Source organism: Nonomuraea sp. NPDC049486, from assembly GCF_040676925.1.
Lineage (GTDB): Bacteria > Actinomycetota > Actinomycetes > Streptosporangiales > Streptosporangiaceae > Nonomuraea > Nonomuraea ferruginea.
Window position 1 is genome coordinate 679,707 of the sequence record NZ_JBFAPV010000002.1, and the last position, 23,565, is coordinate 703,271.

Sequence of the window (23,565 nt, forward strand, 5' to 3'; positions counted from 1 at the left end):
AAGGAGTCACCGGGAGGCTCCCGAGGGAGCGGGCAGCGGGATGCCCGTCTCCAGGTGGGAGGCGCCCGACTCGGCCGGGAACGCCAGCCCGGGGCCGTGGTGCGGCGACTCGGCGCCGCTGACGCCGAAGATGCCGGCCCCCTGCTCAGCGTGCCCCGCCATGCGGCGGAAGGTGGCGAACAGCTCGCGGCCGGTGCCGACCCACTCGGCGTCGCTGAGCGCGCGGCCCGCGGGAGTACGGCGGGCCAGCTCCTCGGCCGGCACGAGCAGGTCCAGGGTGCCCCCGGCCGAGTCGAGGCGGACCACGTCGCCGTCGCGGACCAGCGCGATCGGCCCGCCGTCCGCCGCCTCGGGCGACAGGTGGATGGCGGCGGGCACCTTGCCGGAGGCGCCCGACATGCGGCCGTCGGTGACGATCGCCACCCGCTGCCCCCGGTCCAGCAGCACCGCCAGCGGCGGCGTGAGCTTGTGCAGCTCCGGCATGCCGTTGGCGCTCGGCCCCTGGTAGCGGATGACCGCGACGAAGTCCTGCCCGTCCAGCTCGCCCGCCTCGAAGGCGCGCAGCAGGTCGAGCTGGTCGTCGAAGACCTTCGCCGGCGCCTCGATCACCAGGTGCTCCGGCTTGACCGCCGACACCTTGCTCACGGCCGTGCCCAGGTTGCCGGAGAGCACGTGGATGCCGCCGTCGGCCGCGAACGGGTCCGACACCGGGCGCAGCACGTCCAGGTCGGAGCTGCCGATGACCGGCTCCCACGCCAGCTCGCCGTCACGCAGCTCCGGCGCCGACCGGTAGCGGTCCAGGCCGGGCCCGGCGACGGTCATCACGTCGGCGTGCAGCAGGCCCGCGTCCAGCAGCTCGCCGATCAGCACCTGCATGCCGCCCGCCTCGCGGAAGTGGTTCACGTCCGCCTGGCCGTTCGGGTAGATCCTGGTGAGCGACGGCACCACCTTGGACAGGCACGACAGGTCATCCCAGGTCAGCACGATCCCGGCGGCGGCCGCCATGGCCACCAGGTGCAGCGTGTGGTTGGTGGAGCCGCCCGTGGCCAGCAGTGCCACGCACGCGTTCACGATCGCCTTCTCGTCGACCAGCTCGCCGATCGGCGTGTACTCGGCGCCGTGAGCGGTGATCTCGACCGCGCGGCGGCCCGCCGCCGCCGTCAGCGCGTGCCGCAGCTCGGTGTGCGGGTTGACGAACGTCGAGCCCGGCAGGTGCAGGCCCATGACCTCCATCAGCGCCTGGTTGGAGTTGGCGGTGCCGTAGAAGGTGCACGTGCCGGGGGAGTGGTAGGACTTCGCCTCGGCGTCCAGCAGCTCGCCCCTGCCGAGCTTGCCCTCGGCGAAGAGCTGGCGAGTGCGGGCCTTGACCTTGTTCGGCAGGCCCGACGTCATCGGCCCGGCCGGCACGAAGATCGTGGGCAGGTGGCCGAAGTGCAGCGCGCCGATCAGCAGGCCCGGCACGATCTTGTCGCAGACGCCCAGCAGCAGGCTCGCGTCGAACATGTCGTGCGACAGCGCGATGGCCGTCGACATCGCGATCACGTCGCGGCTGTAGAGGGACAGCTCCATGCCGGCCCTGCCCTGCGTGATGCCGTCGCACATCGCGGGCACGCCGCCCGCCACCTGGGCCACGCCCCCGGCCGCGCGCACCGCCGCCTTCAGCTCCGGCGGGTACGTCTCGTACGGCTGATGGGCGGAGAGCATGTCGTTGTAGCTGGTGACGATCGCCACGCCCGGCTTGGCCGTGCCGCGCAGGGCGGGCTTGTCGGAGTCGGGCGCGGCGGCGAAGCCGTGCGCGAGGTTCGCGCAGCCCAGGTGCGCGCGGGCCGGGCCCTTCGCGCGGGCGTTCTCGCCGTCGCGGCGGATCCTGGCCAGGTACGCGGCCCGGCTGGTCGCGCTGCGGCCGGCGATGCGGTCGGTGATCTGCTGGATGACGGGGTGCATGGAAGTCACAGAAGTCACGCCTCCTCCTCGTGCCAGGCGCGGCCACTGCGGCCGAGGAGCTCGTGCGCGCCTGCGGGGCCGGTCGTCCCGGCGGGATACGGTTCGGGCAGTTCGGGGGAGGAGCGCCAGGCGTCCAGGATCGGGTCGATCCACCGCCACGCGGCCTCCACCTCGTCACGGCGCATGAAGAGCGTCGGGTTGCCGGCCAGCACGTCGCTCAGCAGCCGCTCGTACGCCTCGGGAACGCGGGCCGGGAACGTCTCGCCGAAGTTCAGGCTGAGCGGCACCGGCTTGAGCGACACCTCGCCCGCGCCCGGCTCCTTGGCCATGATGTGCAGCTCGATGCCCTCCTCCGGCTGCAGCCGCAGCACCAGGCGGTTCGGCGAGCCGCCGGGGAAGATGGAGTGCGGCACGTCCTTGAACTGCACCACGATCTCCGAGCGCCGGTTCGGCAGCCGCTTGCCGGTGCGCAGGTAGAACGGCACCCCGGCCCAGCGCCAGTTGCGGATCTCGGCGCGGATCGCGGTGAACGTCTCCACCCGCTCCGACGACTCGGTCGGCGGCGTCGAGCCGGGCTCCTCCAGGTAGCCGGCCATGCCGTCGGCGGCGGTGTACTGGCCGCGCACGGTGAAGCGGCCGACCTCGCCGCCGGTGATCGGGCGCAGCGCCTGCAGCACCTTCACCTTCTCGTCGCGGATCGCCTCGCGGTCGTTGCGCGCGGGCGGCTCCATCGCGGTCAGCGTCAGCAGCTGCAGCAGGTGGTTCTGCACCATGTCGCGGAGCGCGCCGGCGTGGTCGTAGTAGCCGCGCCTGCCGGGCGTGCCGACGGTCTCGGCGGCGGTGATCTGTACGTGGTCGATCCAGAGCGAGTTCCAGATCGGCTCCAGGAACGCGTTGGCGAAGCGGAGCACGAGCAGGTTCTGCACCGTCTCCTTGCCCAGGTAGTGGTCGATGCGGAAGATCTGGTGCTCGTCGAAGATGGCGCCGACCTCGTCGTTGATCCGCTGGGCGCTCGGCAGGTCGTGGCCGAGCGGCTTCTCCAGCACCACCCGGGAGCGCGGGGTCACCAGTCCCGCCCGGTCCACCTCCCGGCAGAACGGGCCGAACGTCCTGGGCGGGCTCGCCAGGTAGAACACGCGGTCGCGGTCCTCGGCCAGCGTCGCGCGCAGCGCGTCCCAGCCGGTGCGGTCCTGCCCGCCCACGTCCACCGTCAGATGGTGAAGGCGGCCCAGGAAGCGCTGCCACATGGCGTGGTCGTCGACCGGCACCTGGTCGCGTACCTGGGCGTCCACCTTGCCGCGGAAGTCCGCGTCCGTCAGCCCGCCCCTGGACAGGGCGATGACGCGCGTCTCCGGCGAGAGCCGGCCGTCCCTGTCGCTGTGGTACAGCGCGGGGAGCAGCTTGCGCATGGACAGGTCACCCGTACCGCCGAAGACCACCAGGTCGGCGGTGTGGGCGGCCGGGGAGGGCGAGAGCGGGGACACGAACACGACTCCGATGATCTACCAATGCGGGGACAGAACGGACACTAGCTAGGGTTACGGTCCTACACAAGCATAGTTTTGCTATTTGAGATGAAAAAGTAGCGACTTTTCATGACACAACTAGGTGTGGTTCACTTAGCCGATGTCTCGACGTACCGCAGCCACCCTCGCCACCAGCGGTGACGTACTGCAGCTGATCCGCACCGGTACGGCCGTGACGCGGACCGACATCGGCCGGGTCACCGGCCTGTCCCGCCCCGCGGTGCAGCTCCGCGTCGACGAGCTGCTGGAACGCGGCCTGGTCGTCGAGCGCGCGGACGCTCCCTCGACCGGCGGGCGCCCGCCGGTGCGGCTGGAGTTCAACGCGTCCGGCGGCGTCGTCCTGGTCGCGGCGCTGGGCGCGAGCCGCACCCGCGTGTCCATCTGCGACCTGAGCGCCCGCGAGCTGGCCGGGCAGGACTTCGCGATCGACGTCGAGCAGGGCCCCGACGTGGTGCTGCCCCTCGTCATGGACACCTGGGACGAACTGCTCGGCGACCGGCCCCGCTCCATGGTCAAAGGCGTCGGGATGGGCATGCCCGCCACCGTCGAGTTCGCCGAGGGCCGCACCGAGAGCGCCAGGGTGATGGCGTCCTGGACGGGCGTGGTGATCCCGCCGCTGGTCCGGGCCCGCTTCCCGGTGCCCGTGCTGGTCGACAACGACGTGAACGTGCTGGCCATCGGCGAGCACCGGGGCGCCTACCCCGACCTGGACGACCTGATGTTCATCAAGGTGTCCACCCGGATCGGCGCCGGCATCATCGCCGGGGGCGGCATCCTGCGCGGCGCGCTCGGCGCGGCCGGCGAGATCGGCCACATCCCGGTACGCGACGGCGGCGGCGTGCTGTGCCGGTGCGGCAACGTCGACTGCGTCGACTCCGTCGCCAGCGGCACCGCGCTCCTGCGTGACCTGCGCGCCGCCGGCAAGGACGTCAAGAACATCGCCGACGTGACCCGCCTCGTGCGGGCCGGTGACGCCGAGACGATGGCGACCGTGCGCGAGGCCGGGCGCCGGATCGGCGAGGTCGTGGCCGGGGCGGTCAACATACTCAACCCGTCGGTCGTGGTGCTCGGCGGCGACATGGCGGAGGCGTTCGGGCCGCTGGTGTCCAGCATCCGCGAGGTCGTCTACCGCCGCTCCACCGCGCTGGCCACCAGACGGCTGCGCATCGAGCCGAGCCGGCTGGGCCCGGCCGCCGGCATCAGCGGCTGCGCCGTCATGGTCCTCGACCACGTCCTCTCACCCGAGGCCGTCGACGAATCCCTCGCCACCCGCCGCCCCCTGCACCCCACGAAACCCCTCTGACGACCCCCGATCCACCTGGGCGTCGCACGCGTCAGGGAGAGAAATCTCTTCGGGGACTCTCGGGCTGTGCGTCGCACGTGCCGGGGAGGGAACCTCCGTGGGAACCCCCTCGGGCCGGGCGCCGCAGGCTGGATCTTTCTCCCGTCGGGAGAGACCCCTCAGGAAGTCCCTCAGGCTGGGCGTGGCACGTGTCGGGGAGGGAAACCTTCGTGGGAACCCCCTCAGGCTGGGCGCCGCACGCGTCGCAGAGAGAAACCTCTGTGGGGACTCCGGGCTGGGCGCCGCAGGCGTCGGGGAGGGAACCTTCGGGGGAACCCCCCTCCGGCTGGGCGCCGCAGGCTCGATCTCTCTGGCGTCGGGGGAGAAAACCTTTTTGGGAACCCCTCGGGCTGGGCGCCGTCGTGCGTGCCTTTGGCCCGCTCAGCTCGCCGTAGTGCCGGGTTGGGGAGGGGTGCTCTCCCGGGTGCTCAGCGGTGGCCGGGGATGCGGTTGGGGCGCGTGAGGCGCTTCTTCGTCTTGGTCTTGGTGGCCGTCGGGGTGGGGCGGGTGCCCGGGGCGGGGTGGGCCGTGGTGAGGGCCGGGCCGGCGGGGGCGAGGGCGCCCGCACGGCTTTCCCTGTCCGTACGGGAGGACGGGGTGGCAAGGGAGGTCTCGCCTGGGGACGGCGGCACCGAGGACGGTGCGGACGACGGTGAGGGGCGGGGGGAGCTCCGGGCGGTGGGCCGGTCAGGGGTGCTTGTGGGGGACGGGCGCGCGTCACGGCGGGGCATCGACAGGTGACGCGGGTCGGCCCGGCCGGACGCCGACTCGATCGCCCCCCGCGGCTCGGCGAGACCCGGCACGCCCGGCTGGGGCATGCTGGCGGTGGAGAGCGACGTGCCCGGCGACCCGGCGGCGGCCAGGACGCCGGCGAGGACGAGCATGAGGGTGCCGGTCAGCGTGCCGGCGATCTGCAGGATCCGCCCGCGCCGTTCGGTCTCTCTCACAGAGGCAGATGATAGTCAGCCCTGGCGGTGCTCGAACGGCGAAGCGGAGAATCGTGATCAAGAAGGGCGTCCCGGTTCAGGCCGCCGGGTGGTGGCCGCAGGTGCAGAGCAGGCCGTTCAGCGCCGCCTCCAGGTCGCTCCCGCTGCTCGTGGGCGCCGGGAAGAGGAAGCGGACGAGCGAGCCGTCCGCCCGAACCGTGACCCCCCGGCTGTCCAGCTCCCACAGCCACACCTCCCCGGCGGGCCTGCCGAGATGGCGGGACACCCCGTTGGCCAGCTGCTCGCGGTGCGCGGCGTTGACGTGCGCCAGCACCCGCTCGGCCGGTTCGGCGAGCGGGTCGGGCTCGGCGTCCAGGTAGTCGTCGGCGTCCAGCACCCCGGACTCCTGCCCGGTCAGGTACACGACCTGGGCCACGTCCACCCGCAGCAGCCGGGGCGCGTCCGGCCGCCCGTAGCGCTCCAGGGCGTCGAACAGCGCCTCGTCGGCCGTGTTCGCCGCCACCGCGACCGCCGCCGCCCGCGCCTCGCCCGCCGGCACCGGCTGGGCCCAGCCCTGCACCTCCATCAGCCCGCGCGGGTGCTCGTCGTCGCCGAGCCTGCGCATCGCCGCCAGGTTGACCGCCACCACGGCGTCCTCGTGCAGCCGGTGCAGCCCGTGCAGCGGCTCGCCGGGCAGCGCCAGCAGCACCGGCCTGCCCCGCTCGTCGACCCCGCCCCTGGCGCGGGCAGGGACGCCGTCGACGGTCAGCTTGACCACCGAGGCGGTCGCGGCGAGAGTGCGGATCCGCTGCGGGATGGGCAGCATGGCGCCTCCTTGGCGTGTAGGTTAGCCTTACCTAAGTAAGCATTACCTAAGCACAATGAGGTGAACGTGCGCTACACCGGTCCCAAGGTGCGCCTGTCGCGCCGCGCGGGAGTGCCGCTGACCAGGAAAGCCGTCCGCTACTTCGAGCAGCGCCCGTACCCGCCGGGCGAGCACGGCCGCAAGACCAACCGCCGCAACACCGGCGACTACGGGGTCCGCCTGCTGGAGAAGCAGAAGCTGCGCTGGTACTACGACGTGTCGGAGCGGCAGCTACGCCGCTACTGGGACCTGGCCGAGCGCCGGCCGGGCGCGTCCGGCGCCGAACTGGTCTCCATCCTGGAGTCCCGGCTGGCCTCGCTGGTGATGCGCTCCGGGCTGGCGCCGTCGATCTACGCCGCCCGCCAGTACGTGGCGCACGGGCACATCGCGGTGGACGGCCGCAAGGTGGACATCCCCAGCTACCTGGTCAAGCCCGGCCAGGTCGTGTCGGTGCGGGAGCGGTCGCGCCGGATGCAGCCGTTCGTGGCCGCCGCCGAGGGGATCCACGCGGACGAGCGCACCGCCCCGTACCTGAGCGTGGACCTGCCCGCGCTGACCTTCACCCTGCTGGCCGTCCCGATGCGGGAGCAGGTGCCCGTGCCCGTGGACGAGCTGCTCGTGGTCGAGTTCTACTCCCGCTGACCCTCGCGGCGCGCGCGTGCCCGGCGGGCCGTCAGGCGCTGGTGCGCTTCTTGGCCCGCGGGGTGACGCGGCGCAGCGCCGCCACCTCCTTGCGCAGCTCCGCCAGCTCGTCCAGGATGCGCTGGGTCGAGGCCGCCGACAGGTCCTCCATCTCGGCCCGCTCCTCCTTCGCCTCCTCGTCCATGGCGCTCACCACCACCGCCATGAACAGGTTGAGCACCACGAACGTGCAGAGCAGTATGAAGATCGTGAAGAAGATCCAGGCCGACGGGTGGACCTCCATCACCTCACGCGCGATGTTGCCCCAGTCGTCGCCCGTCATCGTCTGGAACAGCGTGAACAACGACGTCGGGAGGCTGCCGAAGCGCTCCGGCGCCGTCTGCCCGTACAGCTTGGTCGCCAGCACCGCGGCCACGTAGAGCACCAGCGACAGCAGCACCACGATCGAGCTCATCCCCGGCATCGCGCGCAGCAGGGCCGAGACCACCTTGCGCAGGCTCGGCACCGCCGACAGCAGGCGCAGCGCGCGCAGGATGCGCAGCGAGCGCAGCACCGACAGACTGCTCGCCGTGGCGGGCGCCACCGCGATCAAGACGATCACCGTGTCGAAGATGTTCCACGGGTCGCGGTGGAACCGTGAACGCTCCACGTAGATCTTGGCCGCCAGCTCGACCACGAAGATCGCCAGCGCCAGCTGGTCCAGCAGAGCCAGCAGGTCGCCGTAGCGGGACGCCACGGAGGGAACGGTCTCCAGACCGAGGACCGCGGCGTTGACCAGGATCACGGCGACGATGAACCGCTGGAAGTGCCGGTGCGCCAGGACGGCGCCGAGGCGTTCACGCACGGGGGAGGGCTCCTCCTCGAAAGGGATGGATTGCCCGACTATTTTGGCGTAAAAGGATCACTGCTCCGGTATCAGCCGGAAGACCCGCAGTTCCCGCCCGGACCTGGCCGTGTAGCGCTCGTAGAACGGCGAGCCCGCCACCAGCCCCGGCCACACCGCGGCCCGCTCGTCACCGGTCAGCAGGCGCGCGCTCACCGGGATCTCGCGCCCCTGGAAGGACACGGCCGCCTCCGGGCGGGCCAGCAGGTTGGCCGTCCACGCGGGGTGGCGCTCGGCGCCGAAGTTGCTGCCCACGACCAGCAGCGAGCCGTCGGGCTCGCGGACGCACGCCAGCCGGGTGCGGCGCGGCTCCCCGGACCGGGCGCCGGTGGTCATCAGGACCAGGGAGCGGTCGCCGCCGACCGGCTTGCCGCCGGACATCTTGTCGATCAGCCGCTCGACCTTCGGCACCATCCTCGGACCGGCTCGCATGAACCACTCGGTACCGGCCAGCCACTGGAACGCGCCCTTGATCATTCAAGCAGTGTACAAGCGGCTGGCAATGAGGCTGCTGTGGTATAAAACCCACCTGATTGCCTGACAACCGAGGGGTCAAGTCACCCATGTCCTATCCCCACTACGGCCCCGGCTACTACGGCCCGCCACCGCAGACGCACCCCAACGGGACGACCATCCTGGTGATGGGCATCCTCAGCCTGGTCATCTGCCAGATCCTCGGGCCGTTCGCCTGGAACATGGGCACCAAGGCGCTGCGGGAGATCGACGCCAGCGGTTACGTGTACGAGAACCGCGGCATGGTGCAGGCCGGCCGGATCTGCGGCATCGTCAGCACCTGCATCATGGGCGGGATCATCCTCATCTACGGGGTGTTCATCGTGTTCGCCATCGTCATGGCGTCGGTCAGCTAGCGCCGCACGCAGTAGTCGCCGATGCCCGACTCCAGCAGGCCGAAAGCCGCCTCGGCCTGCGCCCGGAGGTCGGGCGCTATCGTCTCCCACGGCTCACCGGCCAGCGAACGCCGCACGGCGTAGTCCGACAGCAGCCGGGTCGTGGTGAGGATCTGGGCGGCCACCAGCCGCGGGGCCAGCTCGTCGGCGTCCGCGTCGAGCTCGTCGGCCAGCGCCTCCGCGAGCGCCTCTTCGCGCTGCTGATGGATCTCCCGCATCCGGGCCAGCAGTGACGGGCTCTCGCCCACCATCCTGGCGAACACGTCGGCCCCGTCCTGCAGGCCGTACTGCCACCCCCGGGTCTCGACCGCCGCCACGAAGTCGCGGCGGAACGCCCGCACCGCGCTCTCGCCCTTCTCCCGCGCGCGCAGCACCTCCACCGGCAGGCTCTCGACGAACTCCTGCCGGTCGGCGAACAGGTCCTCTTTCGTGCGGAAGTAGTTGAACACCGTGTTCACCGACACGTCGGCGGCCCGAGCCACCTCGGCCACGGTCACGTTGTCGAACCCGCGCGTCATGAACAGCCCCATCGCCATGTCCGCGATGCGCTCCCGGGTCTCGCGCTTCTTCCGCTCCCGTAGCCCCTCTTCCATGCCTTCATCGTACCAATATTGCAGTGACACCAAAATTGTGTCTACTCTAAATTTGGAGGCGATGAAGTGATCGAGACATCAGGTCTGAGCAAGACCTTCACCGGCGGCGTCGAAGCCGTCAGGAACGTGACCATGTCCGTGCGGAGCGGCGAGATCGTCGGCTTCCTCGGCCCGAACGGCGCGGGCAAGACCACGACCATGCGCATGCTGACCACCCTGCTGCCGCCCACCGGGGGCACCGCGACCGTGGCCGGTCAGGACCTGCTGGCCGGCCCGAGAGAGGTGCGGCGCCGCATCGGCTACGTGTCCCAGTCCGGCTGGACGGACCCGACCGTCCCGATCGGCGACGAACTGGAGCTGCAGGGCATGCTGTACGGGCTCTCCCGTGTCGAGGCGCGGGCCCGGGCCGCCGAGGTGCTGGCCATGCTCGGCCTCGACGGCGTGCGGGACAGGCCGGGCGGCGCGCTCTCCGGCGGGCAGCGGCGCCGCGCCGACATCGCGTTCGCGCTGCCGCACCGGCCGGCGCTGCTGTTCCTGGACGAGCCCACCACCGGGCTCGACCCGCAGACCCGGGCCCACCTGTGGGACCACATCCGCGCGCTGCGCGACCACCACGGAGTGACGATCTTCTTGACCACCCACTACCTGGACGAGGCCGACGCCCTCTGCGACCGGCTGCTGATCATCGACCACGGCGAGATCGCCGCCTCGGGCACCCCGGCCCAGCTCAAGGCCGGGCGCACCCTCGACGCGGCGTTCCTGGACATCACCGGCAGAAGCCTGCGTGAGGAGGCCGGCGTCCGATGATCCGCGACACCTGGGTGCTCTTCCGGCACAACCTGCGGATCACGCTCCGCCAGAAGGTCGGGATGATCTTCGGAGCCATCCAGCCGCTCTTCTTCCTCGTGCTGTTCGGCCCCATCTTCGCCACGTTCGGCACCTGGGAGGTGCTGGTGCCCGGGCTGATCATCCAGCTCAGCCTGCTGAGCACGGGCATGGCCGGGTTCGGCGTGGTCTTCGAGAGACGGACCGGCGTGCTGGAGCGGATGCGGGTCACCCCGGCCTCCCGCCTGGCGCTGCTGCTCGGCCGCGTGCTCACCAACGTGGTCACGCTGGTGGTCCAGGTCGTGCTGCTGGTCGCGGTCGGCTACGCCTTCGGCCTGCGCGCCCCCGCCGCGGGGCTGCTGGCCGGGCTCGCGCTGATCGTGGTGCTCGGCACCAGCATGGCCGCGCTCTCGTACGCGATCGCGCTCACCATGGACGAGCAACTGTTCGCGCCCGTGATGAGCACCGCGGTGATCCCGCTGGCGCTGCTGTCGGGGTCGTTCCTGCCGATGTCGATGGCCCCCGGCTGGCTCGACGCGCTCTCGTACGTCAGCCCGTTCCGATATGCGGTGGAGGCGCTGCGCGAGCTGTTCGCCGGCCACTACCTGACGGGCACGGTGCTGGCCGGAGTGGTGGTGACGGCGCTGTTCGCCGTGGCCGGCCTGGCGGTCGGCACCCGCGTGTTCAACCGCCAGGCCGCATAGCGACGGCTCAGGCCGCGCTCCTGGCCCGCCGCCCCAGCGCGGCCAGGATCGCGGCCGGGTCCACGATGCCGTAGCCGTAGTCGTAGTCGAAGCCCACCGTGCTGCGGTCCTCGGCGGTGCGGCGCAGCAGGGCGCGCAGCTGGGCCGGCGACAGCCGCGAGGCGGGCCAGCGCGTCCGCACCGCCGCCACCAGCCCGGCCGCGACCGGGGCCGCCGCCGACGTGCCGGAGTCGGGTTCGTCGCCGTACGCGCCGGAGCCGGCGAAGTGCGTGTACGCGCACACGTCCGGCTTGCGCTCGGCCAGCCGTCCCGGGCCCTGCGAGGAGTAGCCGACGCGCTCGCCGCGCACGTTCACCCCGCCGATCGAGAGCACCCGCGGATGGGAGTTGGCGCCGGTGATCGGCCGCTCGGGGAAGGCGCAGCGCCCGTCGGGGCAGTCGCGCCCGCAGTTGCCCGCCGCGAACAGGATGTCCGCGCCCGCCTGGTCGAGGCTCGCCACCATCAGGTTGAACGGGTGCGCCCCGTTGTCGGAGTAGTTGCCCGGATGCCCCACGGGGAAGTCCCACTCCGGGGAGAACGACCCCCACGAGTTGTTGACCACCAGTGCCCGCGACTCCTCGGGCTGGGCGTCGAGCACGCCGCGCAGGTGCGCGAACGCGGCCACCGCGTCGGACAGCAGCCCGTCCATGACCGAGCCGCCCGGCCGGGTGGAGCGCAGCAGCGGCAGGTCGAGCAGGGTCGCCGCCGGGGCGCCGATGAGCGCGTCGAAGGCGCACATCGTGCCGTGGTCGACAGGGAACTCCCCGGGCGTGCCCGGCACGGTCGGCGGCAGCCAGCTCCGCCCGGCGTCGAGGCGCACGTCGCGCCCCAGCTTGCCGCTCAGGTGGTCCAGGTTGACGCCGGTGTCGACCACGGCCACGTGCACGTCGGACCCGTCGAGGCCCTCGGCGCGCATCCTGGGCCCGTCCAGCAGCCGCTCCACGTCACGCCAGGTGCCGGCCGGCGGGTCGCCGCCACACGTCGGGCAGGTCTCGATGACCGGGTCGGAGAACACCCCCACCACGTCGGGACGCAGCCCGGGCAGCAGCGAGACCCTGGTGGCCACCTCGTCGTCGGAGATCGTGCCGCGGACCAGCACGGAGGCGTCCGCGGCGGCCATCGAGAACCGCAGCGGCTGGTTGAGCGAGAGCGGATCACCGCCCGTGGCGGGCACCGGGCGCGGCAGCGCCACGGGCGCGAACCCGGTGTCGAGCTCGACACCGGGCAGGCCGTCCGCGACGTCGGCCGTGGTCACGGCGCGGCCGGGGTCGGCCACGGCCGCGACGAGGTCAGGGGAGGGGCGGAGTTGGATGAGGACCCGCATGATCACCACCGAGCGTGTATGGATGGAGCGACTCCCTTACCGTGCGTCATCGAGCTGTCGCCGTCCAGGGTTTTGCCAAGCCTGTGACCTGCGGAAACGCCGCAAAATGCGACGAATGGGACGACATCCTGGCGTAATCGTGAGGCTTCCGTGCGGGCGATCTGTTGACTAGGTTGAGTCACCATGACGCTCCAGGCGCGCAAGCCGGTCGAAAGCGGTGGCACGGGCGGACACTGGCTGGCGGTGCGGCCCCGGCTGATCCTCGCCAGCGCGTTCATGCTCTTCCTGGAGCTGGCGCTGATCCGCTGGACCGGCTCCAACATCGTGCACCTGAGCTACTTCACCAACTTCGTGCTGCTCGGCTCGTTCCTGGGCATCGGGCTCGGGTTCCTGCGCGTCGGCCGCACCACCGCCCAGCCCTACTACTCGCCGGTCGTGCTGTTCGGGCTGGTCATGGTGGTGCTGGCGTTCCCGGTGACGGTCGACCGCGACACCGACGGGGTGCTCTACTGGACGAGCCTGTCCACGGTCGGGCCGCCCGCCTGGATCAGCCTGCCCATCGTCTTCTGCGCCGCCGCGCTCGTCCTCATGGGCCCCGCCGAGCTGGTCGGGCGCTGCTTCCCCGAGCTGCCCCGGCTGGAGGCCTACCGCTACGACCTCATCGGCAGCCTGACCGGCATCGCGGTGTTCACCGGGCTGTCGTTCCTCAGCGCGCCGCCCGTCTTCTGGGGCATCCTCGCCGCCGCCGCGTACGCCGTGCTGCTGGTGCCCCGGCCCCGCGCCGCCTACATCGGGCTGGTGGCCGTCCCCTCGCTCGCCGTGGTCGGCCTGCTGCTGGCCGAGACGCTCACCGCCGGGGCGCTCTGGTCGCCGTACTACAAGGTGACCCACCGCCAGTTCGAGCAGCTCGGCGTGCCGGTGACCGACATCTCCGTCAACGGCATCCCCCACCAGCAGGCCGTGCCCGCCCACGCCCGGCTCCAGTGGGAGGCCCAGTACGGGCTGCCCTACGAGCGGGCCGCCGCCAGGCCCGACGACGTGCTCATCATCGGTGCGGGCAGCGGCACCGACGTCTCCATCGCGCTGTCCAAGGGCGCCCGCCACGTCGACGCCGTCGAGATCGACCCCAAGCTGCGCGAGCTCGGCGGCTCCACCCACCCGGACAAGCCGTACGACGATTCCCGCGTGACCACGCACGTCACCGACGGCCGCGCCTTCCTGGAACAGACCGATCGCTCGTACGACCTGATCCTGTTCGCGCTGCCCGACTCGCTCACACTCGTGTCGGGGGCCAGCTCGCTGCGGCTGGAGAGCTACCTGTTCACCGAGGAGGCCATGCGGGCCGCCCGTGAGCGCCTCAAGCCCGGCGGCGCGTTCTCCATGTACAACTACTACCGCGAGAGCTGGCTGGTGGACCGGCTCGCCGCCACCGCCCAGCGCGCCTTCGGCCACGCGCCCTGCGTGGACGTGGTCAGCACCACCGGCCAGCAGGCCGTCATCACCGCCGGGGCGACCCCCGAGGCGCAGCGCTGCGGCGCCCCCTGGGCGGGCGCGGCCGCCGGCACCCCGCCGCCCGCCGACGACGACCGGCCCTTCCTCTACCTGAAGGACCGCACGATCCCGTCGCTCTACCTCGTCACGCTCGGCCTGATCCTCGCGGTCAGCCTGCTCGCCGTCCGCGTCGTGGCCGGCCCGTACCGCAGGATGCGCCCGTACGCCGACCTGTTCCTGCTCGGGGTGGCGTTCCTGCTGCTGGAGACCAAGAGCGTGACCGGGTTCGCGCTGCTGTTCGGCACCACCTGGGTGGTCAACGCCATCGTGTTCGCCGGGGTGCTCGTCGCCGTGCTCGCCGCCGTCGAGGTGACCCGCCGCTTCCGCACCCCGCCGCTGCCCGTCATGTACGGGGTGCTCTTCGCCGGACTGCTGCTGGCCTGGCTGGTGCCGAACGCGTGGCTGCTGTCGCTGCCCGTGCCGGTGCGCGCGGTGGCCGCCGTCATCGTCGCCTTCCTGCCGATCTTCGCCGCGAACGTGGTGTTCGCCAAGCGGTTCGCCGACACCGCCGACGCCACCACCTCCTTCGGCGCCAACCTGCTCGGCGCCATGGTCGGCGGCTGCCTGGAGTACCTGGCGCTGGTCATCGGCTATCAAGGGCTGCTCGTCGTCGCCGGCGTGCTTTACCTCGGCGCGTTCCTGCTGTTGCCCCGGCGGGCACTCGCGTAAGCCCCTGTTTGCCCGGCCACGTGAGGCTTTACCTGCGGTTTTGGAATGCCTGGGAAAGCCGCGCCGTTGTAACCAACATCTGAGCGCCCATCAATCTGACAGCGGCCGCTCCACTCCCAGCGCACCTCGCTCCGCAGCGTGTCCCGCAGAGGTGCTCACGTAGCTCTATGCGTACGAATGATCACTAATTGTGCGCGACTCTGGAGGAACACCATGACGATCACCCGTACCCTGCGCAAGTTCGGCGCCACCGCGGCCCTGGCCGTCGCCACCACCGTGGCGGCTCCCGCCTTCACCGCCCCCGCCCAGGCCGCCGAGCTCCCGTACGGCCAGGACGTCTCCAACTACCAGCCCACCCACGACTGGGGTGCCAGCGGCGCCGACTTCGGCATCGTCAAGGCCACCGAGGGCCTGGACTTCAAGGACAAGACCTTCGCCCGCCACTGGAAGGAACTCGACAAGCACGAGGTCGTGCGCGGCGCCTACCACTTCGGGCACCCGAAGAACGACCCCGTCGCCGAGGCCGACTTCTTCCTGTCCGTGGTGAACAGCCAGCCCGCCGAGAAGGGCGACCTGCTCGCCCTCGACCTGGAGACCAGCGACGGCAAGTCGGTCGAGCACGTGAACAAGTGGGCCAAGACGTTCCTGGAGCGGGTCAAGGCCAAGACCGGCGTCACCCCGCTGTTCTACAGCGGCTACGCCTTCGCCGACCAGTACGGCAAGGGCCTGGGCGAGTACCCGCTGTGGGTCGCCCACTACGACAAGGCCAAGGGCACGGTCGCCACGCCGGCCGACTGGAAGTCCTGGACCATCCACCAGTACTCCGACGCGCCCGTCGACCAGAACGTCTCCGCGCTGAGCATCGACCAGCTGCGCGCCCTCGGCCGCAGCTGACCCCCGTATCTCGCCCCGCCTCCTGCCGACCGGCAGGAGGCGGGGCGAGGTCGTGGTCAGGGCGTCAGCCGCACAGCTCGTCGAGCGACTCGGCGCTGTCGTTCGCCTTCTGCGAGTTGCGGGTCGGCGTCTCGGTCGGCTGGGCCGCACGCACCTGCGTACGCGAGACCGACGGGGAAGCCGACGCCGTCGGCGCGGCCTGCGTGGCGGCCTTGGCGCGACGCGGCTTGAGCGAGTCCTGGACCGCCTTGGCCGACGCCCGCCGGATCTTGACCCAGTCGGGGCTGCCCGGCCAGTACTTCGGCGGCACGAACTGCAGGCTGCTCATCTTCGCGTCCTTGACCTTGAGCGCCAGGTCCAGCAGCGGTTCCAGGAGTTCCTCGGGGATGTTCGTCTCGGCCAGCCGTTTGGTCGCCGTGGCGATGCTGTTGAAGTTCGCCAGGATCTTCTGCGGCGTCGCCTGCTGCGCGAACGCGCCGATGACGCAGCGCTGGCGGCTCATCCGGGAGAAGTCGTCGCTGCCCACCCGGGACCGGCCGTACCAGAGGGCCTCCTCGCCCGACAGCCGCCGGGTGCCCGCCCTGATCGTGCCCGCGGTCCCGTACAGGCCGCCCCACTTGACGTCCTGCTCCACGTGGATGGTCAGCCCGCCGATGGCGTCCACCAGGTCGGCGAACCCGTACATGTTCATCAGCACGTAGTAGTCGATGTCGAGGTTGAGCGTGTAGCTGATCGCGTCCATCAGCGCGCGCGGGCCCCGGTTCTTGCCGCCCGCCTGCTCCGGGTGGTCGTTGGCGTACTGCCACACCTCGTTCAGCAGGCCGCCGTTGGGCAGCTCCGCCATGAAGCCGTTCGGGAAGTGCCTGCGCAGCGGCGACGACGGCGGGAAGCGCACGTGCTGCAGGTTGCGGGGCAGGCTGAACAGCACCGTGGCGCCCGTCGGGATGTGCACGCTGGCCACGTTCATGCTGTCGGTGCGCACGCCGGTGCGGTTGCCCGCGGCGTCACCGCCGACCAGCAGGAAGTTGACCCGGTCCTTGCCGTTCCACGGGTCCTCCTCCTTGATCGGCGCGACGTCCGGGTTGTCCTCCGCGCTCTTGAAGACGTGCTTCTTCGCGTCCCACACCGTGTAGACCGACGTGGCCGACAGCGCGAACGGGGCCATCACCACCACGCACAGCAGGCCCACCGCGACGCCGGAGATGATCTGGCCCTGCTGGGTGAGCCGGTTCGGGCCGAGTGCGACGTACGAGGAGACCGCTAGCGCGAACCAGCTCAGCGCGCCCACGGAGGCCAGGACCACGACGGTCATCATCACGCTGTCGCGCGTGACGATCCCCGCGTTGTCCAGGTTGGCCAGCACGAACGCCAGCAGGCCGAGCAGCACGGTGACGAAGACGCCGACGAGGACCAGACCGGTGCGGCGGTGCCCGGCCCGCAGGTGCGCGGCGCCCGGAACGAAGATCGACAGCAGGGTCCAGCCCAGGATGGACGCCGGCGTGAGCGGCTTCGCGAACCGCGGCGCCGCGCTCCCGCCACCGACCCCGGCAAGCCTCCCCGCGATCCCCCCACCCCGGTTGCCGCCCGAACGTGCCCGCCCGTCATCGCCACGACCTGGCCCCGAGCCACCCCCGGCGCCAGAGCCACCGCTCCTGCCGGAACCGCCTCCAGCCCCTGAGCCTCTGCCAGAGCCCCTTCCCGCACCTGAGCCCCTGCCAGAGCCCCTTCCCGCACCTGAGCCCCTGCCAGAGCCGCCGCCGGCACCTGGGTCCCTTCCGGAGCCGCCGGCGGTACCTGGGCCGCTGCCGGAACCACCTCCGGCGCTAGGGCCTCTGCCGCCACCGGCACCGGTGCCCCTGCCAGAGCCGCTCCCGGCACCGGAGCCGCCGCTCCTGCTGGAGCCGCCTCCGGCGCCAGAGCCTCTGCCGCTACTGGCACCGGCGCTCCTGCCGGAGCCGCCTCCAGTACCGGAGTCGCCGCCGGCACCGGCTCCGGCACCCATGCCGGGGCCTGCACCTGAGCCTCTGCTGGAGCCGCCGCTGGGGCCCCTGCCGGAACCGTCTCCGGCACCAGAGCCGCCGCTGTCGGCACCGGCGCTCCTGCCGGAGCCTCTGCCTGTGCCGGCGCCGGAAGCGGCGCCGCCGCTGAAGCCGGAGCCGCCCTCGCCAGAGACTCTGGCTGAGTCGGCGCTGGGGTGGACGCCCCTGCCGACGCTGCCATGGCCAGAGCCGCCTGTGACGGGGCCTTCGCCCGCGCTTCTGCCGCTCAGGCCCGGGGCGGAGCCCGCGCCTCTCCCGGCCGCCTCTTCGCGGGGGCGGCCGGTTCCGCCGGAGCTTCCTCTCCCGGCGGAGCCGTGGTCGCTGGTGGTTCCCCCTGCCGGGTGGTCGCCTCTGCCGGAGGTTCCCCCTGCCGGGTGGTCGCCTCTGCCGGAGGTTCCCCCTGCCGGGTGGTCGCCTCTGCCGGAAGCTCCCCGTGCCAGATGGTCGCCTCCGCCGGAGGTTTCGCCCCGGGCGGAGGTTTCACCCCGGGTGGGGGTGCCGGGGTGTGGGGTTTCGCGGGCGTCCGGGTTTTGGCCCGGCGCGTCCGCGGGGTCCCTGCGGGGGCGTGGGGTGCCTGACGCCGGGTCGCCGGAGCGCCGGGTCCTGCGGGTCCGCCCGCTCCGCGGCTCGCCGGCTCGCGGTTCGGCGGCCCTGGGGTCGACGGCGCCGGACGGGTCCGGATGGGGGGCGGCCGGGTCGGGCGAGGGGTCGGCGGGATTGCCCGGCGCGGGCCGGGGTCGGCGAGGGGGGCGCCGTTTCCGGCCTCCGGGCACGGCGTCCACCCCATCGCGTTTGCTCACACCGGCTCCTTCGCACGCCTACCAGGCATAACCCGCTGGGTTTGCCCCCCGATGGCACAAGATTGCCAGGATTCTAGTCGCCATATATGGACATCAAAGACATGTGCCCAACATGAGATGAACCTCAAGTAACCATCAGGAGGTGGTCGAAGACGGCGCGGCCCACGTGTTGCACTGGTAGGCCTTGTTCTTCTCCCAGCCCTGCCGGAACCACCGGTGGTTGTTCGCCGTCGACCCGTGGTCACGCGGATATCCCGGATGGTCGCCCACCTGGCCGTAGAACCAGAACAACCGCTGCCGGCTGCTCGTGCTCACCGGGTACGAGGCCGCGACCGACCGCATCCACATCCCGCCGAAGCAGGTTGCCTGGAGCTCCAGCCGTCGGCTCAGCGCCAGTTTGCCGTTCTGGTTCGAGGTCTCCAGCGTCTGACCCCACCAGGAGTCCAGCAGCCCGGTCAGGTTCTGCACGTGGTGCCCGTACTCGTGGGCCATCATGCTGATGATGCCGCCGTGCCAGCTGATGATCTGGCCGTAGCCGCGCGAGTTGCCGTTCCCCCTGGCCATGGCCGAGGTGGAGGCGTAGATCGTGTTGTTGCGCGGGCAGTAGTACGGCACGATGCTCCCCCGCTGGGGGTAGTCGCCGCAGGCGCCCCTGCCGCTCCTGGCCGCGATGGCGTACCTCGGCGGGCTGAACGGGATGCCCTGCTTCTGCAGGATCGGGCCCCATGCCTGGTCCATGCACTTGCCGGTCTTGAGGATCAGCGACTTGAGCTGGCTGTGGCTGAAGATGCTCACGTTGCCCGCCCGGCAGGTGAGCCTGGGCAGCACGCCGGCCCGGTAGACGGTGTTGTTCTTCAGGCTGCGGTCGAGCGTCACCTGCCTCGGCGGGTCGTCGTCCGGCTCGTCGTCCTGCGTGGGCCGCTGGGTCGGACGCTCGGTGGGCACGTCGTCCTGGGTGGGGCTGCTCGTCGGCTCACCCCTCGACCGCGTCGGCTCGTCGTACGGGGAGTACGTCGGCTGCGCGATCGGCGTCGTCGTGTCCGAACCCGACGACGAGCCCAGGAACGCCGCCCCGACGATCACCAGCACGAACAGTCCCGCGATCGTCCCGCACACCAGCCCGAGCACGCCGACCACGCCCATGCCGGACTTGCGGCGCGGCCGGTGGTGCCACTGCCCGTGCGGCGGGAAGGACGGCTGCCCGCCCGGCCAGGGCCCCTGCGGGGGCGGAGGACCGCCCGGGTACCCGCCGCCCGGCGGATAGCCGCCCCCCTGCCCGGGGTACGCCCCCTGCCCGTGCGGCGGGCCCTGGCCCGGGTACGGCCCTTGGCCGGGTGGAGTGCCCTGGCCCGGATAGGGCCCCTGGCCGGGATAGGGCCCCGCGCCCGGGGGTGCGCCCTGTCCGGGATACGGCCCCTGTCCGGGATACGGCCCCTGTCCGGGATACGGCCCCTGTCCGGGATACGGCCCCTGGTCTGGATAAGGTCCCTGGCCCGGGTACGGCCCCTGGCCGGGTGGTGGCTGGCCCGGGTAGGGGCCTTGCCCCGGCGGCGGTGCGCCCCCTCCGGGGTACGGTCCCTGACCCGGATGGGGTCCGCCAGGATTGGGAACGCCTTGACCGGGGTATTGGTTGCCCTGCGGCTGTGGCTGGCGGTGGCCAGGCGGCGGCCATGGTAGCGAGGGCGGCCTCTGGGGCTGTCCTGGCCCCTGTGGCACGGGAGGATATTGCCCGTTCCCTGTCACCGTGTCGCCCCTTTACTCGGTTGTCCGAGATGCGCGACCTCTCCTGTCACACATCGTGCCTTTGCCGAATATGGGGCAGAAGCATACTGATTTCCCACCCGTCACGGATGTAGCGGTACTCGGTTACGGTCCGAAATCATTCGAGGTGATCTCAGTCATGTTCCGGACCACGGACCTGCCGTTGTCCTAGCGTTCTTTGCCATGAACCTCCAGCAGCTCCGCTATGTGGTCGCGACTGCGGAGCACCGCACCATGACTGACGCGGCAAGGTCGCTCTATATCGCACAACCTGCGCTTTCGCGTGCGATCCGCGATCTGGAACGAGAGCTCGGAATGACGCTCTTCGCGCGTTCGGGGCGGGGGGTAGTGGTGACCTCGCAAGGTCGCCGCGTGGTGAAGCTGGCTCGGGAGGCGCTCGACGCCGTCCGCGAGATCGAAGGCCTCGCCAACCACGGCGGCGCCGGCGAAGCGGAGCTCCGCATCGCCTCCACCCCCAGCCTGGAGCCCGGTCTGGCGGGGCGGCTGTTGCCCGCCTACGCCTCCGAGCACCCCGGCGTCCGCGTGCACATCGTCCGCTGCGAGGGCCGCGAGGCCGTCGTCAGCGCCATCCGGGACCAGCGGGCCGACCTCGGCCTGACCGATCTGCCCGTCCCCGGCGACCTGATCACCCACCCGCTCGAGCGCCAGGAGATCGTGCTGATCTCCCCGCCCGGGCTCGAACTCCCCAACCCCGTTCCCATGGGCAGACTCCACGGCATGCGCCTGGCCCTGCCCGCGCGCGGCAGCGTCCGCCGCAGGGAGCTCGACGCGATGTTCGGCAAGTTCTCGGTGAGCCCCGTCGTGGTGCTCGAAACCGACGAACGCAACGGCTGGCTGAACGCGGTGCGCGCCGGGAAGGCGTCGCTGCTGTGGTACCGCGGGATGGCCGAACAGGCCGCCAGGGCGGGCCTCGTGGTCCGCTCGCTGGAGCCCGCCGTCAGACGCGTGATCGCCGTCGTGCACACGCGCCGCCGCCTCCCGCTGATCGCCCAGGACTTCCTGGCGACCGCCGAGAGGGGCACGACCGCCTAGCGCGGTCGGATTCTCAGCACCTCGCCGGTCGCCGGCCCGTGTGCCCCCGTGGACACGTGGCAGGCGCCGTCAGGCTCCACCGTCACACCGGTCGGCGTGCAGTCGTGCCGGCGCGCTCCTGGTGAACGCCCCCGTGACGGACGCCCCGTTCAGAGGGACGGGGGGAGGGAGACGACGGCGCGGAGGCCGGGGGAGGCGTCCTCCAGGTGGACGGTGCCGCCATGCGCGCGCACCGTCTCCCGGACGATGGCCAGCCCCAGCCCCGCACCGCCCTCGTCACGGCTGCGCCCGGTGTCGAGCCGGGTGAACCGGTTGAACACCCGCTCCCTGTCCTCCTCCGGGATGCCCGGCCCGTCGTCGGTGACGGTGAGGATCCCGTCGGCGGTCAGCGCGACCTCGACCTTCGACGCGGTGTGCCGCACCGCGTTGTCGATCAGGTTGGTCAGCACCCGGCTGAGGTCCATGGCGTCGCCGCGCACCTCCACCGGGTCGCAGGCGGCCAGCCTCACCTCGGCGTACCGCTCGGCCGTCTGCCGCACGACCTCGTCCAGGTCGACGGGCTCGCGCCGGGCCGGGACGCCACCGCGCTCGTCCAGCCTGGCCAGCGCCAGCAGGTCCTCGGCCAGCCGCGACAGCCGCAGGGTGTCCTCCAGCACGCCCTCGGCCGTCTCCGGCCAGTCCTGCCCCTGCGGGTGCCCGAGCGCCACCTCCAGCTGCAGCCGGATGCTGGCGAGCGGGCTGCGCAGCTCGTGCGCAGCGTCGGAGACCAGCGCCCGCTGCCGCTTCTCGGCCTCCTCCAGCCGCGCCAGCATGTCGTTGAGCGTGGTGGCCAGCGAGTGCACCTCGTCGCGCGACTCCGGCACCGGCAGCCGCCGCGACCGGGCGGTGTGCGTGATCTCGGCCGCGCCCCTGCGCAGCGCCGTGATGGGCCGCAGCGTACGCCCGACGATCATCCAGCTGGCGCCCGCGAGCAGCACCACCAGCAGCGGCGTGCCCACCAGCAGCACCCGCCCGGCCGTGCGGACGCTCGTCTGGATCTCCGACACCGACCGGGCCGCGATCACCGTCTGCCCGCGGTCGGCGCTCAGCACCACCACCCGCAGCTGCGCCGGGATCGCGTACGGATGACCGTCGACGAACGTGGCCCGTCCCTCCTCCAGCGCCCGCGCCCGGCCCCGCGCGTCCAGCAGCGGCACCAGCCGGTCGGCGCCGTAGGTGACGTGCGTGATCCGCCCGTCCGCGCCGATGACCTGCACGATCGTGCCGTCGTGGGTGGTGATCGGGGTGGTCAGCGTGCCGGCGTCGGCCTGCACCCGCACGGTGTGCGCCTGCCGGCTGACCGACTCGTCCACGGTGGCCAGGAGTGTCCGGTCCAGCACCGAGAGCAGCACCGACGCCGACACCGCCAGCGCCACCGCCAGCACGGCGACGGCCACCACCGTCAGCCGGAACCGCAACCCCTGCCGCCGCCACCAGGCCGACGGGCGCGCGGCCGGGAACTCAGCCACCGTCGCCGGCCAGCCGGTAGCCCGCGCCGCGCACGGTCTGCAGCGCGTTCCTGCCGAACGGGGCGTCGATCTTGCGCCGCAGGTAGCCCACGTACACCTCGACCACGTTCGGATCGGTGTCGAAGGTGTCCCAGACGTGCTCCAGGATCTCCGACTTGGACACCACCTCGTCACGCCTGCGCAGCAGGTACTCCAGCAGCGCGAACTCGCGCGGCGTCAGCTCGACGTCGCGCTCGCCGCGCCGCACCCGCCGCCGCGCCGGGTCCAGCGACAGGTCGCCGGCGGCCAGCACGGCCGGCCGCCGCCCGGAGTCGCGCCGCAGCAGCGCCCGCAGCCTGGCCACCAGCACCACGTACGAGAACGGCTTGGTCAGGTAGTCGTCGGCGCCCAGGTCGAGGCCGTCGGCCATGTCGTACTCGCCGTCCTTGGCCGACAGCATGAGGATCGGCACCCAGTTCTCCTCCGCGCGCAACTGCTTGCACACGTTGTAGCCGGACAGCCTGGGCAGCATGATGTCGAGCACGACCACGTCGTAGTCGCCGTGTCTCGCCTCGTGGAGCCCCTGCTCGCCGTCGTGGGCGAGGTCGACGGCGAACCCCTCCGCCTGCAGCCCGCGCTGGAGCGCGGCCGCCATCCGGCGTTCGTCCTCGACGACCAGTACCCGCATGTGCCGATTCTCCCGTCCGTGCGCTGAGAGCCCGCTGAGAACGCTGAGAGGGATCTCAGCCCGTCTCAGGTTCGCCTAAGGATGCATCACGCAGGCTGCGTG

At 71.8% G+C, this 23,565-nt stretch carries 20 protein-coding genes; 8 read left to right on the forward strand and 12 right to left on the reverse strand.

Annotation, left to right across the window (positions count from 1 at the left end):
• Positions 1-6: 6 nt before the first annotated feature.
• Positions 7-1,944 carry a phosphogluconate dehydratase gene (gene edd, locus AB0K05_RS08085; protein ID WP_364228046.1) on the reverse strand — a complete coding sequence of 646 codons (1,938 nt, stop codon included), beginning with the start codon at positions 1,942-1,944 and terminating at the stop codon, positions 7-9.
• A gap of 14 nt (positions 1,945-1,958) precedes the next feature.
• Positions 1,959-3,434 carry a glucose-6-phosphate dehydrogenase gene (zwf, locus tag AB0K05_RS08090; protein ID WP_364227697.1) on the reverse strand — a complete coding sequence of 492 codons (1,476 nt, stop codon included), beginning with the start codon at positions 3,432-3,434 and terminating at the stop codon, positions 1,959-1,961.
• A gap of 136 nt (positions 3,435-3,570) precedes the next feature.
• Here zwf and AB0K05_RS08095 point away from each other — a divergent pair, with 136 nt between their 5' ends.
• Positions 3,571-4,773 carry an ROK family transcriptional regulator gene (locus tag AB0K05_RS08095; protein ID WP_219544588.1) on the forward strand — a complete coding sequence of 401 codons (1,203 nt, stop codon included), beginning with the start codon at positions 3,571-3,573 and terminating at the stop codon, positions 4,771-4,773.
• A gap of 467 nt (positions 4,774-5,240) precedes the next feature.
• Here AB0K05_RS08095 and AB0K05_RS08100 read toward each other — a convergent pair whose 3' ends face one another.
• Both AB0K05_RS08100 and AB0K05_RS08105 read right to left on the reverse strand, forming a co-directional pair.
• A complete protein-coding gene (locus tag AB0K05_RS08100; protein ID WP_364227700.1) occupies positions 5,241-5,759 on the reverse strand; it encodes a hypothetical protein in 519 nt (172 codons plus the stop codon).
• Positions 5,760-5,835: 76 nt separating this feature from the next.
• Positions 5,836-6,564, reverse strand: a complete 729-nt coding sequence (locus AB0K05_RS08105) for a DUF2470 domain-containing protein (RefSeq protein WP_271277666.1) — start codon at positions 6,562-6,564, stop codon at positions 5,836-5,838.
• Positions 6,565-6,630: 66 nt separating this feature from the next.
• On the opposite strand from AB0K05_RS08105, the gene rpsD reads away from it, so the two are divergent.
• Positions 6,631-7,245: a 30S ribosomal protein S4 gene (gene rpsD / locus AB0K05_RS08110; protein WP_148032396.1), complete on the forward strand. Its 615-nt coding sequence runs from the start codon at positions 6,631-6,633 to the stop codon at positions 7,243-7,245.
• Between the two features lie 31 nt (positions 7,246-7,276).
• Here the strand turns inward: rpsD and AB0K05_RS08115 are convergent, their stop codons facing one another.
• Positions 7,277-8,089, reverse strand: coding sequence for an ion transporter (locus AB0K05_RS08115; RefSeq protein ID WP_271277667.1), 813 nt, complete (start codon positions 8,087-8,089; stop codon positions 7,277-7,279).
• Positions 8,090-8,146: 57 nt separating this feature from the next.
• The gene (locus AB0K05_RS08120) at positions 8,147-8,605 is read right to left on the reverse strand and encodes a nitroreductase family deazaflavin-dependent oxidoreductase (protein ID WP_271277668.1); all 459 of its coding nucleotides are present in this window, start codon (positions 8,603-8,605) and stop codon (positions 8,147-8,149) included.
• Positions 8,606-8,691: 86 nt separating this feature from the next.
• Between AB0K05_RS08120 and AB0K05_RS08125 the strand changes: the two genes are divergently transcribed.
• Positions 8,692-8,997, forward strand: a complete 306-nt coding sequence (locus AB0K05_RS08125; protein WP_148032393.1) for a DUF4190 domain-containing protein — start codon at positions 8,692-8,694, stop codon at positions 8,995-8,997.
• Here AB0K05_RS08125 and AB0K05_RS08130 read toward each other — a convergent pair.
• Complete coding sequence (locus AB0K05_RS08130; RefSeq protein ID WP_364227706.1) at positions 8,994-9,629, reverse strand: TetR/AcrR family transcriptional regulator; 636 nt, start codon at positions 9,627-9,629, stop codon at positions 8,994-8,996. The two genes, AB0K05_RS08125 and AB0K05_RS08130, sit on opposite strands and share 4 nt — an antisense overlap.
• Positions 9,630-9,695: 66 nt before the next feature.
• On the opposite strand from AB0K05_RS08130, the gene AB0K05_RS08135 reads away from it, so the two are divergent.
• Both AB0K05_RS08135 and AB0K05_RS08140 read left to right on the forward strand, forming a co-directional pair.
• Positions 9,696-10,436 carry an ATP-binding cassette domain-containing protein gene (locus AB0K05_RS08135; protein WP_364227709.1) on the forward strand — a complete coding sequence of 247 codons (741 nt, stop codon included), beginning with the start codon at positions 9,696-9,698 and terminating at the stop codon, positions 10,434-10,436.
• Complete coding sequence (locus tag AB0K05_RS08140; protein ID WP_148032391.1) at positions 10,433-11,158, forward strand: ABC transporter permease; 726 nt, start codon at positions 10,433-10,435, stop codon at positions 11,156-11,158. Before AB0K05_RS08135 ends, AB0K05_RS08140 begins: the two co-directional genes overlap by 4 nt.
• 7 nt (positions 11,159-11,165) lie before the next feature.
• Here AB0K05_RS08140 and AB0K05_RS08145 read toward each other — a convergent pair whose 3' ends face one another.
• Positions 11,166-12,521 carry a S8 family serine peptidase gene (locus AB0K05_RS08145; RefSeq protein WP_364227713.1) on the reverse strand — a complete coding sequence of 452 codons (1,356 nt, stop codon included), beginning with the start codon at positions 12,519-12,521 and terminating at the stop codon, positions 11,166-11,168.
• A gap of 183 nt (positions 12,522-12,704) precedes the next feature.
• Between AB0K05_RS08145 and AB0K05_RS08150 the strand changes: the two genes are divergently transcribed.
• On the forward strand, positions 12,705-14,741 hold the full coding sequence (locus tag AB0K05_RS08150) for a spermidine synthase (protein WP_364227716.1): 2,037 nt from the start codon (positions 12,705-12,707) through the stop codon (positions 14,739-14,741).
• Positions 14,742-14,954: 213 nt separating this feature from the next.
• On the forward strand, positions 14,955-15,635 hold the full coding sequence (locus AB0K05_RS08155; protein WP_187281232.1) for a GH25 family lysozyme: 681 nt from the start codon (positions 14,955-14,957) through the stop codon (positions 15,633-15,635).
• Positions 15,636-15,699: 64 nt separating this feature from the next.
• Here AB0K05_RS08155 and AB0K05_RS08160 read toward each other — a convergent pair whose 3' ends face one another.
• Both AB0K05_RS08160 and AB0K05_RS08165 read right to left on the reverse strand, forming a co-directional pair.
• A complete protein-coding gene (locus AB0K05_RS08160) occupies positions 15,700-17,022 on the reverse strand; it encodes an LCP family protein (protein ID WP_364227721.1) in 1,323 nt (440 codons plus the stop codon).
• Between the two features lie 1,587 nt (positions 17,023-18,609).
• Entirely contained in the window at positions 18,610-19,617 is a 1,008-nt protein-coding gene (locus AB0K05_RS08165; protein ID WP_364227724.1) for a neutral zinc metallopeptidase, read from the reverse strand.
• 801 nt (positions 19,618-20,418) lie between these two features.
• Between AB0K05_RS08165 and AB0K05_RS08170 the strand changes: the two genes are divergently transcribed.
• Positions 20,419-21,288: a LysR family transcriptional regulator gene (locus tag AB0K05_RS08170; RefSeq protein WP_148032386.1), complete on the forward strand. Its 870-nt coding sequence runs from the start codon at positions 20,419-20,421 to the stop codon at positions 21,286-21,288.
• A gap of 149 nt (positions 21,289-21,437) precedes the next feature.
• On the opposite strand, the gene AB0K05_RS08175 is transcribed toward AB0K05_RS08170, so the two are convergent.
• Both AB0K05_RS08175 and AB0K05_RS08180 read right to left on the reverse strand, forming a co-directional pair.
• Positions 21,438-22,796: an ATP-binding protein gene (locus AB0K05_RS08175; RefSeq protein WP_364227728.1), complete on the reverse strand. Its 1,359-nt coding sequence runs from the start codon at positions 22,794-22,796 to the stop codon at positions 21,438-21,440.
• On the reverse strand, positions 22,789-23,463 hold the full coding sequence (locus tag AB0K05_RS08180; RefSeq protein WP_148032384.1) for a response regulator transcription factor: 675 nt from the start codon (positions 23,461-23,463) through the stop codon (positions 22,789-22,791). Before AB0K05_RS08180 ends, AB0K05_RS08175 begins: the two co-directional genes overlap by 8 nt.
• Positions 23,464-23,565: the final 102 nt, after the last annotated feature.